This is a genomic window from Paenibacillus sp. FSL R10-2782, assembly GCF_038592985.1.
In the GTDB taxonomy this organism is placed as follows: domain Bacteria; phylum Bacillota; class Bacilli; order Paenibacillales; family Paenibacillaceae; genus Paenibacillus; species Paenibacillus terrae_C.
In genome coordinates this window covers 4,074,987-4,090,247 of the sequence record NZ_CP151951.1, presented here as the reverse complement: position 1 = coordinate 4,090,247, position 15,261 = coordinate 4,074,987, and the positions used below count along the sequence as shown (strand labels likewise).

13 protein-coding genes are annotated in these 15,261 nt (G+C 49.0%); all 13 read left to right on the top strand.

What is annotated here, in order from left to right; translation table 11 throughout:
* Positions 1–6: 6 nt before the first annotated feature.
* The 13 genes from hemL (at position 7) to mreD (ending at position 15,203) form a co-directional block, all read left to right on the top strand.
* Positions 7–1,311, top strand: coding sequence for a glutamate-1-semialdehyde 2,1-aminomutase (gene hemL, locus NST83_RS18490; protein ID WP_137059958.1), 1,305 nt, complete (start codon positions 7–9; stop codon positions 1,309–1,311).
* Positions 1,308–2,219, top strand: coding sequence for an RluA family pseudouridine synthase (locus tag NST83_RS18485; protein WP_342415211.1), 912 nt, complete (start codon positions 1,308–1,310; stop codon positions 2,217–2,219). Before hemL ends, NST83_RS18485 begins: the two co-directional genes overlap by 4 nt.
* A 125-nt stretch (positions 2,220–2,344) precedes the next feature.
* Entirely contained in the window at positions 2,345–3,667 is a 1,323-nt protein-coding gene (locus NST83_RS18480) for a LysM peptidoglycan-binding domain-containing protein (RefSeq protein WP_342415210.1), read from the top strand.
* Between the two features lie 408 nt (positions 3,668–4,075).
* Positions 4,076–6,742, top strand: coding sequence for a valine--tRNA ligase (locus NST83_RS18475; protein ID WP_342415209.1), 2,667 nt, complete (start codon positions 4,076–4,078; stop codon positions 6,740–6,742).
* A gap of 36 nt (positions 6,743–6,778) precedes the next feature.
* The gene (locus NST83_RS18470; RefSeq protein ID WP_342415208.1) at positions 6,779–8,155 is read left to right on the top strand and encodes a folylpolyglutamate synthase/dihydrofolate synthase family protein; all 1,377 of its coding nucleotides are present in this window, start codon (positions 6,779–6,781) and stop codon (positions 8,153–8,155) included.
* A gap of 6 nt (positions 8,156–8,161) precedes the next feature.
* Complete coding sequence (gene murC / locus NST83_RS18465) at positions 8,162–9,541, top strand: UDP-N-acetylmuramate--L-alanine ligase (protein ID WP_342417994.1); 1,380 nt, start codon at positions 8,162–8,164, stop codon at positions 9,539–9,541.
* A 166-nt stretch (positions 9,542–9,707) separates the two neighbouring features.
* Positions 9,708–10,955, top strand: coding sequence for an SPOR domain-containing protein (locus NST83_RS18460; protein WP_342415207.1), 1,248 nt, complete (start codon positions 9,708–9,710; stop codon positions 10,953–10,955).
* A 102-nt stretch (positions 10,956–11,057) separates the two neighbouring features.
* Positions 11,058–11,318: a DUF4321 domain-containing protein gene (locus tag NST83_RS18455; protein ID WP_342415206.1), complete on the top strand. Its 261-nt coding sequence runs from the start codon at positions 11,058–11,060 to the stop codon at positions 11,316–11,318.
* A 22-nt stretch (positions 11,319–11,340) separates the two neighbouring features.
* Entirely contained in the window at positions 11,341–11,949 is a 609-nt protein-coding gene (locus NST83_RS18450) for a Maf family protein (protein WP_342415205.1), read from the top strand.
* Positions 11,950–11,962: 13 nt separating this feature from the next.
* Entirely contained in the window at positions 11,963–12,655 is a 693-nt protein-coding gene (radC, locus tag NST83_RS18445; protein WP_342415204.1) for a DNA repair protein RadC, read from the top strand.
* A 106-nt stretch (positions 12,656–12,761) separates the two neighbouring features.
* Complete coding sequence (locus NST83_RS18440; protein ID WP_137060209.1) at positions 12,762–13,796, top strand: rod shape-determining protein; 1,035 nt, start codon at positions 12,762–12,764, stop codon at positions 13,794–13,796.
* A 49-nt stretch (positions 13,797–13,845) separates the two neighbouring features.
* On the top strand, positions 13,846–14,673 hold the full coding sequence (mreC, locus tag NST83_RS18435; RefSeq protein WP_342417993.1) for a rod shape-determining protein MreC: 828 nt from the start codon (positions 13,846–13,848) through the stop codon (positions 14,671–14,673).
* On the top strand, positions 14,673–15,203 hold the full coding sequence (gene mreD, locus NST83_RS18430) for a rod shape-determining protein MreD (protein ID WP_137059947.1): 531 nt from the start codon (positions 14,673–14,675) through the stop codon (positions 15,201–15,203). The genes mreC and mreD overlap by 1 nt, the downstream gene beginning before the upstream one ends.
* Positions 15,204–15,261: the final 58 nt, after the last annotated feature.

Below are 15,261 nucleotides of genomic sequence, written 5' to 3'. Positions count from 1 at the left end.
ATCAGAATGATCAACGAACAACGAACAGTGCGCAAGGATGCGCGCTCCAAGGCAGCCTTTGACGAGGCAAAGCAATATATTCCGGGTGGCGTAAACAGTCCGGTAAGGGCTTTTAAATCCGTTGGCATTACGCCTGTTTATATCGACCGTGGAGAAGGATCGCGGGTGTATGATATCGACGGTCAATCCTATATTGACTATGTATGTTCATGGGGACCGCTCATTATGGGACATGCGCATCCTGAGGTTGTTAAGGCTCTACAGGCCGCAGTTGTCAAAGGAACCAGCTTCGGAGCGCCGACGTTGGCGGAAACCGAAATGGCGAAGCTCGTGTGTGAGCGTGTTCCTTCCATGGATATCGTTCGTATGGTCAACTCGGGAACCGAGGCGACGATGAGCGCGATTCGACTCGCACGCGGATTCACGAGCCGCAGCAAAATTCTTAAATTTGAAGGCTCTTATCATGGTCATGCGGACAGCTTGCTGATTAAAGCAGGCTCTGGTGTAGCAACACTGGGTCTGCCTGATAGCCCCGGTGTACCCGAGGTCGTGGCAACGCATACGATCACCGTTCCTTACAATGATTTGGCTTCGGTGAAACTGGCCTTTGAAAAATTCGGTGAGGAAATTGCCGCCATTATTGTCGAGCCAATAGCCGGAAATATGGGAGTCGTACCGCCACAACCCGGATTTTTGGAAGGACTGCGCGAAGTAACCCGGCAGTATGGAAGCCTGCTGATTTTTGATGAAGTCATGACCGGATTCCGGGTAGGACTTCATTCAGCTCAAGGTCGTTTTGGTGTGACCCCGGATCTCACATGCCTGGGTAAAGTCATTGGCGGAGGTCTGCCTGTAGGTGCATATGGTGGACGTCGTGATATTCTGGAACAGATTGCACCTTCCGGTCCGATCTATCAGGCGGGTACGCTTAGCGGAAATCCGCTGGCTATGGCAGCAGGCTATTCGACCCTTAAATTGCTGACGCCAGAAGTATATGAGCGGCTGGAAGAACGGGCAGCACGGCTTCAGGCCGGATTCGAGCGTAATGCACGTGAGCTGGGTATACCTGTCACGATCAACCGTGTGGGTTCCATGGTTTGTCCATTTTTCACGGAAGAGAAGGTTGTCAATTTTGATACAGCCAAAACAAGTAATCAGGACCACTTCCGCCGTTACTTTACCGAATTGGTGAACGAGGGAGTCAGTGTGGCGCCATCCCAATTTGAGGGCATGTTTGTGTCGGGAGTGCATACGGTGGAAGATATTGATGCTACCATTGAAGCCAACTATCGTGCGCTCAAACGTCTATGAGTTGGCAGGGAGGCTGGAAAAGACGGGGACCATGGCTGGAAGTTACACCGGGACGTGAAATAACAGAGGGTGAATATCGCACCGATGCAGTAGATCATTGGCTGCTGAACCGTTTGGAGCTACCGGACAAGCTGTGGCGCAGACTGCGACACGAAAAGCAGATTGAACTTGCGGGGGACCGGCTGCGGCTGGCCCTTTTTCCCGTTACAAATCTTGGCGTGATTCCTCGCTGGTACGATTTGAAGGTGCTGTATGAGGATGATTTTTGCCTGGTCGCACACAAACCGGCGGGTATGGCGGTACATCCGGACGGAGCTGTAAAAGATGGCCCACTGACGTTGGATCATGCGGTCGCATCGTATTATGAGATGAATGGCATCCATACGGCAGTACGGCATGTGCATCGTCTGGATACGGATACAACAGGCCCGGTGCTGTATGCCAAAAATGAATTTGCGTTGCTCAAGCTGGACGAGCAGATGAGAGCTAAGGATATCGGTCGCCGTTATGTGGCTTTGGTACGGGGGGAAGTCCCTTCATCACTGCGAACGCTGGATTGGCCGATTGGCAAGGACAGGCATCACAAGCAGCGTCGCCGTGTTTCTCCGACCGGTCAGAGCGCGGTTACCCATGTGGAACTTGGTGAAGTATGGGGGAGCGGTCAAAAGGCGGTAAGCCTCGTATATTTAACACTGGAAACAGGCCGAACGCACCAGATTCGCGTTCATCTTAGTCATGCTGGTTATCCGTTATTGGGAGATGTATTATACGGGGGACGGGCTGTTGATTTTAACAGGCAGGCGCTGCACGGAGAGCGTCTTACCTTCCGTCATCCGCTGAGCGGTGAAACGATTACTGTGGAAGATGCTTGGCCGGATGATTTTCAAAAGCTGCATCAACAGCTATAAAAGATGGCATGCCTTCTATTTTGGCGCATATACTTGAACCTAGAAACGGTTTGCAATATGGAGTTTCCGTGCGCCTGACAAGAGTCAGAGGATGTGCGGAGACTGCCCGAAGGAGGATGCCATCCTTGAACAAACAACAGAATGATCAGCCGCAAGGCTTGCGTTTTGATATTTATGAACGCATTCATTTGACGGAGGAAGCTGCCGGGATTGCTGAGTTGGAGGAAATTGAGCTTCTGCCACGTATTCAGGTTGTAACCCACGGCGACCATGCCGCTTTGCGAGGGCATTTGCTGCTGGAGGGCGTATACCGCACACCTGAACAGGTAACGAACGAGCTCCATCATTTGATCCCGGTAGAAATTACGATTCCACTGAATCGGGTAGGAAGATTGGAAGACATCTCTGTTGAGATTGAAAATTTTGATGTGGACCTGCTATCACTACGTAGTCTTAATATTACAGGCGTTCTCTCCCTGCACGGGGTGGAAAGCTCCCATGCGGAGGAGACAGCAGTTTGGCTGGATGAGGAATTTACGGTGGTACACGCACCTGAACATCGGGCGCAACCTTTTTCGTCCAATGGAGAGCATCGTCAGGAAGAGGCTTATTCTACTAAGGATTCTGTAGCTGAGTATACGACGGAGTCTGGATCTTTATACAGGCTGCCAGTTCAGCAGGAGTATGCTTCCTGGGAACAGCCGTCACAGGATCCTAGGGAGCAGAAGTTATCATCGGAACAGCAAAGTTACGAGCCTGTTGTAGACTCGAACCGGATCTATGAGCCTTGGACGGGCAAAGCTGTTGAAGACAGCACTTCCGAGGTAAAGCCTGAGCATAATACTCCTGAAGTATGGGGGGTTCAGCAAGAGGAGGCATGGACGGGAAGTGAGCCGAAAATATCCTCCACAGCTCCGGATGTGGTCTATGATCCTTTACTGACTGAACCGCATCACGCTACGGAGTCGGAGCTTTATCTGGAGCCACAGTTGGCAGCAGGTCAGGTAGATGATTTTAGACGTGAGACGCTAGAGCAGATGGACGCTGTGTTTCATGACACTACTGCCGATGATAAGCCGGAAATGCGCGTGGCGCTGAACAGCAAAAAGGACGAAAAAGCAGACGAGCCGGATCCGGTGGTCTACTCATCATTGCTCCAGTCCAGTCGTTCGGTGAAGGAAGCAGAATACCAGCAGCAGTTGGAGCAAGAACCGCAGGGTCAGGCACAGCAAGCCGAAGATGAGCGTGAGAATGCCAAGTGGAAAAACCTTTTTTTTCATACACAGGATGAAACGCCTTTCCGCAAAGTTCGATTATGCATCGTGCAGCGTGAAGATACACTGGAAACGATCGCTGACCGCTATCAACTCAGCACACGGGAGCTTCAACTGTACAACAGGCTGGCAGAGCATCATGTGGAAGAAGGGCAGGTATTGTACATCCCTTAATTCGGTCATTGGAAAATGAGCAGCGGGTGTTGACTATAGCCAATGGGAAATGTATGATGTGGTATAGCTATTGAAAGACTGAGATCGGGAAGAGTAGGCAGCAAGCCCTTCAGAGAGTGGAATTGCAGCGCTGTGAGGTTCCGCAGGAAGCTACTGGCCGAAGTCACCCGGGAGTCGCCTGTTCGAACGGTCCCTCATTTAATCCCAACGGAAGGTACGAGGTTCACGGTAGAATAAGGACGGTCCGCAGCCGTTATCTGCATAAGTGTCACACCATGTGTAATGGATCAGTGGATACATACACTAGGGGTGAAACAAAGGTGGTACCGCGAGAGAACAGCCTTTCGTCCTTTGAGGATGAAGGGCTTTTTTTATTTGCCAATTGAAAAATCATGGAGGTATCCTGATATGTCAGAACAAGACAACAAGACAACCTTGGAAATGCCGACAACGTACGATCCAAAATCAGCCGAAAAAAAATGGTACAAAACGTGGATGGAGAAGGGGTATTTCCGCGCTGGGCGACTTCCAGAGGCAGAGCCTTTTACAATCGTTATTCCGCCACCGAATGTTACAGGCATGCTACACATTGGACATGCTCTTGATTTTACTTTGCAGGACATCATTATCCGCACCAAGCGGATGCAGGGCTATGACGCATTGTGGTTGCCAGGGGCAGACCATGCGGGCATTGCCACCCAGACGAAGGTAGAGCAGAAGCTGCGTGAGGGAGGTTTGACGCGCTACGATCTGGGACGCGAGAAATTTTTGGAGAAGGTTTGGGAATGGAAGGATCTCTACCTGGACAATATCCATAATCAATGGGAAAAAATGGGTTTTTCCCTCGATTATTCGCGTGAGCGTTTTACGCTGGATGATGGGCTGTCTCAAGCCGTTCGTGAAGTATTCGTCAAGCTGTACAAGAAGGGCCTGATTTATCGCGGCAAACGCATCATTAACTGGGACCCCGCTGCACGTACGGCTCTGTCAGATATTGAAGTGGAATACAAAGAGGTAAACGGAAATTTGTATCACTTGCAATATCCGCTTCAAGATGGCAGCGGGTTTATCACTGTAGCCACCACGCGACCTGAAACCATGCTGGGCGATACAGCGGTAGCCGTACATCCTGAGGATGAACGGTACAAGCATATGATCGGCAAAACACTCGTGCTTCCGATTATCGGTCGGGAAATTCCGGTCATTGCGGATGATTATGTAGAAAAAGATTTCGGTAGCGGCGCGGTTAAAATTACACCAGCTCATGATCCGAATGACTTTGAAATGGGACAACGTCACCAGTTGCCACAAATTACGGTAATGGACGAAACAGGTACGATGAATGCCGAAGCAGGCAAATATCAGGGTCTTGATCGCAGCGATTGCCGCAAGCAAATCGTCGCTGATCTGAAAGAGCAGGGCGTACTCATCCGTATTGAAGAGCATGTGCACCAGGTAGGCCACAGCGAGCGTACAGGTGCGGTTGTAGAACCTTATCTGTCTACACAATGGTTCGTGGAAATGAAGCCTCTGGCAGCCAAAGCGATTGAAGTGCAGAAGGCTGGCAATGGTGTAAACTTTGTTCCGGATCGCTTTGAGCGTACTTATTTGCACTGGATTGAAAATGTACGTGACTGGTGTATTTCACGTCAATTGTGGTGGGGACACCGTATTCCGGCCTGGTACGATGAAGAAACCGGAGAAGTTATTGTATCGGCAGAGGATCCTACAACCTTGCCTGAATATGCTGGCAGAAAGCTGAAACAGGATGAGGATGTACTGGATACATGGTTCAGCTCTGCCTTGTGGCCGTTTTCGACACTGGGCTGGCCTGAGCAGACTGAGGATCTCCAACGCTACTACCCAACCAATGTTCTGGTTACAGGGTATGACATTATTTATTTCTGGGTGTCGCGGATGATCTTTACCGCACTGGAGTTTACGGAAGAGATTCCGTTCAAGGACGTGCTTATGCACGGACTGGTTCGTGATGCGGATGGAAAGAAAATGTCCAAATCCCTTGGCAATGGTGTTGATCCGCTCGACGTAATCGACAAATACGGTACGGATGCCATGCGTTACATGGTTTCTACAGGTAGTACGCCTGGACAGGACCTTCGCTTCCGTTGGGAACGGGTAGAGCAGGCACGTAACTTTGCCAATAAAATCTGGAATGCGTCACGCTTTGCGCTGATGAATCTGGAAGGGGTCACTGCGGCGGATATCGACATTACCGGTGATTTGAGCACAGCGGACCGCTGGATCCTACACCGTTTGAACGAAACTTCACGCGATATCACGCGTCTAATAGATGCTTATGAATTTGGCGAGACAGGCCGCCTTCTGTACAACTTTATTTGGGATGACTTGTGCGACTGGTACATCGAGTTTGCGAAGCTTTCCCTGTATGGCGAGAACGCAGAGGCGAAAAAGAAAACACAGTCCGTACTGGCGTATGTGTTGGATCGGACACTGCGTATGATTCATCCGTTCATGCCGTTTATCTCCGAGGAAATATGGCAGCATCTCCCGCATGAAGGCGAAACGATTACACTGGCCGCTTGGCCTGTTTACGATTCGGCTTTCGAGGACAAGGATGCGGTAGCTGAAATGAATTTCCTGATCGACGTGATTCGCGCTGTGCGGAATATCCGCTCTGAAGTGAACGTGCCGATGAGTAAAAAGATCGAATTGCTCGTAAAACCTGGCGATCAAGCCGTTCTCGATATCATTAGCCGCAATGGAGAATATGTACGTCGATTCTGTAATACATCTGAATTTGATGCGGGATTGGAGCTATCTGTTCCAGATAAAGCCATGACTTCCGTAGTCAGCGGAGCAGAGCTATACCTGCCGTTAGCCGGGCTGCTTGATATTGCCCAGGAAATTAGCAGACTGGAAAAAGAGCTTCAGCATTTGAACAGTGAAGTGGAGCGCGTGGAGAAAAAGCTGTCCAACCAAGGCTTCGTGGCGAAGGCACCAGCCAAAGTCATCGAGGAAGAGAAGGCCAAGCAAGCCGATTATTCGGATAAGCGCGCCAAAGTTATCGCACGGATTGAAGAACTCAAGGGATAATTCCACTAACTATAAAATGACCTGAAGGTGAAGAGGATGTCAGATACAATCAGGGGCGGGGGAGCGGCTCCTTTACAAAGCTATGAGGAAGCAGTGGAATGGATTAACGGTTTGATTCCGTTTGGAATCAGACCCGGACTGGAACGGATTGAGAAGTTAATGAGCATGTTGGGTGATCCGCAACGGCATCTTAAATTTGTGCATATTGCGGGAACCAATGGCAAGGGCTCGACCTGTGCTTTCTTAACCTCTGTTCTGCTGAAATGCGGTTATGATGTGGGAACCTTTACGTCTCCGTATATCACCCGGTTTACGAACCGATTCCAATTCAACGGGACGGATATTCCCGATGATACACTGGTCTTACTTGCCAATCGTTTGTATCCGTTGGTCAAGGAAATCGCGGCCAGTGATTTGGGATCGCCCACGATGTTTGAGGTATCGACAGCGTTGGCTATTTTATATTATGCAACGGTGACTTTTCCAGATGTTGTGGTATGGGAGACGGGCCTCGGGGGAAGGATGGATGTAACTAATATCGTGATTCCTATCGTCTCGGTCATTACGAACGTAGGCTATGACCATACAGATATTTTAGGGGATACACTTGAGCAGATTGCAGGCGAAAAGGCTGGAATTATCAAGCCAGGCGTACCTGTTGTTAGCTGTGTATCTCAGCCAGAGGCTGTTCAGGTTATACGGGAAACGGCGGCAAAGCAGGGAGCTACCCTGTATCTGGCAGGAGAACAGTTTATGTATGAACGGCTGAATGGGGACGAAACGGGACAGACTTTTTCGTTTGAGGGACCCTTCCGACACATGGAAATCGGCATCACGCTGTTAGGAGAGCATCAATGTGCTAATGCGGCAGGAGCTTTGATGACACTTGAGGTGCTTCGTCAGTATATGGCTTTTGTGCTGGATGACGCTGAACTGCTGGAGGGCTTTAGAGAAGCAGCCTGGGCAGGTCGTCTGGAACAGGTCAGCAGTTCGCCGCGAATTGTTATTGACGGTGCTCATAATCCAGAAGGGGCGCAGACGCTGGCAAAGAGTCTTCCCCAACTGTATTCGTACCGAAAAATGGTTTTAATGATGGGTATGCTGTCAAACAAGCATCATGAAGCATACTTGCAGCATATACTGCCACTAGTGGATACTCTTATCCTGACCGAGCCCGATTTCCGCCGCAAAATGAATGCCGCTGAACTGGCTCATCTCGTGGAGAAGCTGCGGCCGTCCTATGCCAAAACGGATTTGAAAATTATTGTAGAAGGTGACTGGAAAAAGGCTCTTCGCTTGCTTCAGTCACATACGGAAGCGGAAGATCTGGGGGTGGTGTCCGGAACACTGTATCTCATTGCGGATGTACGGGCTACCCTTATGTATCAAACCGATTCGGAAAAAGGTTGGTGAAATTTGTTGATTACTTCGGAACATGTTCATTTTATCGGTATCGGCGGGTACGGGATGAGCGCGATTGCTCGGGTCATGCTGGAGATGGGATATACCGTGACAGGCTCAGATGTGGCATCACAGGAGCTGACAGAAAAACTGGCGGCAAAAGGCGCAAAAATATACCTCGGGCACACGCCTGAGCACGTTACAGGGGCGGACATCGTCGTTTATTCGACGGCACTGTCCCGTGATAATGTGGAGCGGGTGGCAGCAGAGGAACTGAATATTCCGACTCTGCATCGTTCCCAGATGCTCGCACGGTTGCTTAACGAGCGTAAAGGAGTAGCTGTTGCAGGAGCACATGGCAAAACGACAACCTCCTCGATGATCGCTCTGGTTATGGAGAGATGTAATGTCGATCCAACATACATTATTGGCGGCGAAATCACGAATTTGGGAACGAATGCCAAAGCAGGCAAAAGCGAGTTTGTCGTTGCTGAGGCGGATGAGAGCGATGGCTCTTTTCTGCAATACCATCCTTGGCAAGGTATCGTGACCAACATTGAAGCCGACCATTTGGAAAATTACGATGGCGACTTTAATCGTCTGAAAAGTGCCTATGTACAGTTCTTGAGTCAAATCCGGCCAGATGGCGCGGCTATCGTATGCGCTGATGATCAGAATGTACGGGAAATGCTGCCTCAGATTCAGAATCGAGTCATTACCTATGGAGTCGAGCATGAAGCAGATTATATGGCAACGGATATCCAGTTGGGCGACCGCCGATTGAGCTTTACCATGAACCGTAAAGAGGCGCTGCTTGGAACCATCGAATTGTCAGTACCGGGTATGCATAATCTATACAATGCTATGGCTAGTGTGATTTCTTGCTTGGAGGCCGGCATTCCATTTGAGCAAATTGCTACGGCTATTGTGGAGTTTCATGGAGCAAAGCGTCGTTTTCAGGTGCTTGGCGAAAGCAACGACATTCTTGTTATTGATGACTATGCTCATCATCCAACAGAGATTGAGGCTACGATTAGTGCAGCTAAAGTGACTGGCAAGCGTATTATTGCTGTGTTCCAGCCGCAACGCTACAGCCGTACTTTTTTCCTGCTTGATGCGTTCAGTCGTGCGTTCAGTGAGGCGAATGAAGTCATTATTACCGATATTTATTCTCCAGCGGGAGAAAAACAAATTGAAGGTGTACATTCTTCGAAGCTCGTGGATTTAATCGTCCAGAACAGCAACGCGAATGCTATCTATCTGCCAACCAAGGAAGCTGTTATCGACGAGTTGAAGGATCGTCTTCAGCCGGGCGATCTTGTGCTCACCATGGGTGCGGGAGATATCTGGAAAGCAGGCGACGCGCTAGCACGTCATCTGCGTGAACAGCAGGTGTAACAAGCATGCATTAAGTGTTACGCCTATGAAATACAAACATCAAGGGTATTCCGAACACGAAACGTGTCTTTGGGATACCCTTTTTTTGTAATGCCCATGCATATTTTCTCTTCCTGACTCATACAACAGACTATGAAGAAGTATGGGACAAGGAGGGAGTGCATCCGTGAACAAGGCAAAGATGACATTCCGGTTCGACCAACAGTCGCCGGAGACAAGCTGCGAGGAAAAGCTACAGGTGCTTCCATACAAAGCCGGCCAGCAGAGTGAGACAAATAAAGAAGCGGAACGGTATGAAAGCGAGAAACAGCATCAAGCCCCTAATCAGCATGAAAGAATTAGTGGCATGGGTGTAAACAGCCGGACTGAAGGTATTTCCGAAATTAACGAGCCTCCGGGCGCGAATAGACTTGGTACGAGGCGGCATTTTGCTCCCACCCCCATCGTGAAGGAAGGATGGGATGATCCGTTTGGGCGATCAGCAGCTTCCTGGTCAGATACGGATTTTCTGCCAGATCGTACGGAAGAGGATGAAGAAGAAACTCATCGTTCCAGTCAAGAGTACCGAAAGCGTCCGCCCCATCCCTCCAGATGGAAGCTGATTGGCTCAGTAGCCAGTGCTTTGATGACCGGGGGGATGTTTGGATATATCATGTTGCTGCTTTTTAACGGAGGTGGGACTGTTCCTGGATCAGATCCGTCAACAGAGGAGGCTATACCGGTCTTTAAAGAATCTATTAGTATAGATACACCATCTGTAAAAGGGAATTCCGCTCCAGTTACAGTTGTATCGGCTCAGGTTCCCCCACAAACCTATTACCTGCTGCAATACGGAGTATTCAGCACCCCTAAACGGGCCTTGCAAGCAAAGGAAGAGCTGTTGAAGGCAGGCATTGCCGCCGGTGGGGACACCGAGGATCTGAACCGAGTCTATGCAGGAATATCGCCAGACAGGGAACAGGCTAAGCTGCTCAGCAATCAACTGAAAACACAAGGAGTTGAGCTGTATGTCCGTGAGCTTCAACTGCCAGGATTCGAAAAAGCAGCTTATGGGGGCGATGGTGAAAAGCTCACTACTTTTTTTCAGCTAAGCAGCACTTTGGTCGGCAAGCTGAGCGGACTTTCCTCATCCTTGCTTGAAGCAGGCGGATCAGGTAAGGCAAGTACCACCGAAATGAAGGAACTGAACGATCTGCATCAGCAGTGGACACAAATTATCGCTGCGCTTCCCTCCGGCCTGCCGAAGGAAGCGGCTGCTTCCGCATCCACGATGGAAAAGGCGATGAACAGCGCAGTCTCGGCACTTGGAGAATATAACAAGAATACAGCCAAGGAGCACATTTGGGAAATTCAGTCTTCGATGATGGAATATGTTTTGCATGAGAAGGAATTTATACAATTCATAAAACAATAGATTTTCAATGTTTTCCGGCAAGGAACTGGAAATAGTTCCCCATGCCGGATTTCTGTTTGTATTGCAGTTGAAATCACCGTATAATAATGAAGGTGTCAAAAAATGGCGAGGGAAGATCAGGATGAAAAAAATGTAGGGATGCTTATGCTGTTTTTGTTGCTCGGTTGGCTTTTGGGTGCATGGATTGCCAAAGCCCTTCAATCGTTCAAATTCCTTTCCTTTCTGACCCACCCCACTACGATATCCTGGTCGCCGAGAGCGGATCTGGATATTATCAGCTACAACATAACGATAAATTTTGAATTGAGCCTGCTTAGTCTGATCGGCATCATCGCCGCGTTTTGGCTGTACCGCAGGCTCTAACTGATGAAAAGGAGCTTCCCTTATGGACGGGAAAATTACGCCCCGCATTATTCTGGCATCGACTTCACCGAGAAGGAAGGAGTTGCTTTCATTTCTTAGACTGCCCTTTGACGTGATGCCGAGTCATGCGGATGAAAGCACGCCTGAGAGCTGGACGCCTCAGCAAATTGTGGAGACCCTTGCGGTACGCAAAGCTGAAGTGGTCGTGAACATTGCCAGCCAATCCGAAGAAGATGGATTAGTAATTGGCAGTGATACCATAGTCGTGCTGGATGGTTTGGTACTGGGTAAGCCTGCCGACCATGCGGATGCGGTTCGCATGCTGACAGCATTGCAGGGAAGAACCCACCTTGTATTCACTGGGGTGGCCTGCATACATACCTTAACCGGCAAAACGCTTGTCAGACACCGCCAAACGGAGGTAACGATGAAGTCTTTGAGCCATGAGCAAATTGTGGCATATGTGAATACAGGCGAACCGTCTGACAAAGCGGGAGCGTACGGCATTCAGGGTTTGGGTGCTATGCTGGTGGAATCTATTCAGGGTTGTTATTTTAACGTCGTAGGATTGCCGCTATCCCTGCTGTCGGACATGTTGTCCGAATTCGGAGTGAGCGTGTTGCAACCTTAAAGGGGATAAACATATGTTAGAGTCGCCAACACTGATGCTTCGCGACCTTCCTCATGAAGAACGACCAAGAGAGCGCATGATGACATATGGGGCGGAAGCTTTAAGCAACGCGGAGTTGCTGGCAATATTGCTGCGTACGGGAACACAAAATGAGTCATCGGTGCATTTAGCCCAGCGTATTTTGCAGCAGGCGGGGAATTTGCGCCAACTGGTGGATATGAGTATGACCGAATTGACCCAGATTAAAGGCATTGGCAATGCCAAGGCGGTACAGCTCAAAGCGAGTATCGAGCTGGGGCGACGGTTGGCATTGTCACGCCATTTGGAGACCCCGGTGATCAGTTGCCCACGGGACGTGGCAGATTTGTTGTTTGAGCAGCTTCGTTATTTGCAGAAGGAGCATTTTGTATGCCTGTTCCTGAATACTAAAAATCATGTCATTGCCCAGGAAACGCTATCCATGGGCAGCCTGAATGCCGCCATCGTACATCCTCGTGAAGTATTTCGGGCAGCGATCAAATGCAGCAGTGCTTCGATTATTTGCGCTCATAACCATCCGAGCGGTGATCCGAAGCCAAGCCCGGAGGATGTCCAGTTGACCCGTCGCCTGATGGAAGCGGGCAACATCGTGGGCATCGACGTGCTCGATCATATCGTGATCGGGGACGGAACCTTCGTAAGTTTGAAGGAACAAGGTCTGATATAATATACTATTTAAATCAAACATTTAAATCCGACCGGCTAGGCCGGCCTGAATAAACCGTTTATACATGGATAACAGATTTCAGGGAAGAGAAAAGGAGATTAACATCATGCTGGGTGGCTTTACAAAAGATTTAGGAATTGACTTGGGGACGGCAAACACGCTGGTATACGTAAGAGGAAAAGGGATTGTGGTTCGTGAACCTTCTGTTGTCGCAATACGTACAGACACAAAAACCATTGAAGCAGTTGGTGAATCTGCAAAAAAAATGATTGGTCGTACACCGGGGAATATCCGTGCGATCCGTCCGATGAAGGATGGCGTTATTGCGGATTTTGACACGACTGCAACGATGATTAAATATTTTATTCGTCAGGCGCAAGCCCAACGTTCTTTGTTTCCACGTCATCCGAACGTGATGGTTTGTGTACCTTCAGGTATTACTGCGGTGGAGCAACGTGCTGTTGAAGATGCGACGAAGCAAGCGGGCGCGCGAGAAGCGTACACGATTGAGGAGCCGTTTGCGGCTGCAATCGGCGCTGATCTTCCCGTATGGGAGCCAACGGGTAGTATGGTTGTCGATATCGGCGGAGGTACAACCGAGGTAGCGGTTATTTCTCTGGGCGGGATTGTGACGAGCCGTTCCGTGCGTGTGGCTGGTGATGAAATGGACGACTCCATCATTCAATACGTGAAGCGTCAATACAATCTGATGATTGGTGAGCGGACTTCAGAACAGTTGAAAATGGAAGTCGGTTCCGCAATGCCGCTGGAACAAGTGGAGACGTCAGAAATTCGTGGACGTGATCTGGTAACAGGTTTGCCGAAGACGATTACGATTACGTCGGATGAAATCAGTGAAGCGTTGTCCGATACAGTGAATGCAATTGTGGAAGCAGTCAAAGTGACACTGGAAAAATGCCCTCCCGAGCTGGCGGCGGACATTATGGACCGAGGTATCGTATTGACTGGTGGCGGAGCACTTTTGCGTAACTTGGACAAGTTGTTGGCGGCTGAAACTGGTATGCCGGTTATCGTAGCGGAAAATCCTCTGGATTGCGTGGCAATCGGTACAGGCAGAGCGCTGGAAAATATTCATTTGTTCAAATCGCGCAGCAGTTCCGCCGTCCGTTCCAAACGTTGAATCGGGGGTGTAGGAACTGTTTAAGCTGTTTGGCAATAAAAGACTATTTATTCTATTGATTGGAATCGTTCTGTTTATTGCCCTTATGGGGATTACACTTGGACAGAGAAATTCCTTAACCTGGCCGGAAAAGTTCGCCAGAGATTCAATTGGCTTTGTGCAAGGTATCTTCTACAAGCCCGCTTCAGCAATAGCGGGCTTCTTTGAAGATATCGGGAATATGCGAAGCATTTTTAGTGAAAATGAACGGTTGAAAATTGCTGTAGCTCAGTTAACCGCCGAGCAGATTCAGACTTCTAACTTAAAAGAGACTAACGCCAGACTTGAGCAAGAACTGAAATTCACCCAAACGCAAAAGTCCAAAAATCAATATGATTATCGTATTGCACAGGTCAATAGCGTCAGCAATGATTCCAAAACACTTGTCATTGACATTGGTGAAAAGGACGGAGCCAAGGTTGGTCAGGAAGTCAGATCACTTGAAGGATTTGTAGGGGTTATTAGCCGTACAGCGAACTTCACTTCAACAGTTACGCTATTGACTACATTGGACCCTAAAAATCCAAATTCTTATGCTATCGCAGCGACAGCACTGGGCAAGGAAAATACTTCGTTCGGTATGATTGAAAGCTATGATCCGGCTACGAATACATTCCAAATGACGAGGATTGCGGAAGGTGACACCATCGCAAAAGGTGATCAGATCATTACGTCCGGAGCAGGCGGGAAGTTCCGTAAAAATCTGTTGATCGGTACAGTAGAAAAAATCCAGGTTGGCGAGTTTGGACAAACACGTACAGCGATTATCAAACCTGCAGCCAGCTTTGTGGATTGGAAAGAATTGCTCGTTCTTTACACTCCTGAGGTACCGGAATAATGAAGATACGCGGTCAGGTTTTAATACTGCTGCTGTTTGCACTGTTTATAGCTGAAGGAACGATTCTTCCGTGGCTTCTTCCGGATAGTTGGCATCCGAGAATGGTTCCGAATTTAGTGTTTGTCGTCATTCTGTTCGTATCCGTATATTATAGTCGCCATACAGCATTGGTACTGGGTATTGTTTTTGGACTTATTCACGATGTTGTGTATTACGGGTTTATTATCGGACCTTACTCTTTTGCAATGGGATTGTCGGCTTATTTGCTGGGGCTGGTATTTACAGCTCGCCGTGCGCCGATGCCTATTATGATGGGAGCTGTGCTGCTCGGCAGTTTTCTGCTGGATTCCATGCTTTTTGCTATTGATCATTTGTTTCAGCTGAACCATCAGAATTTTGATTGGGCGCTGGCCCAATATATGATTCCTGATTTATTTATCCATTTTCTGTTCGCCCTCATCATTTACGTCCCAGTTCGCAAGCAATTGCAGCGTTTGGGTATCCGTGTGAAAAAGGAAGAGAATGTCTAGGTCTTTTTACACACATTTTGTCCGGGTTAGCAGGGATTTCACGTTCCGGGGACGAAAT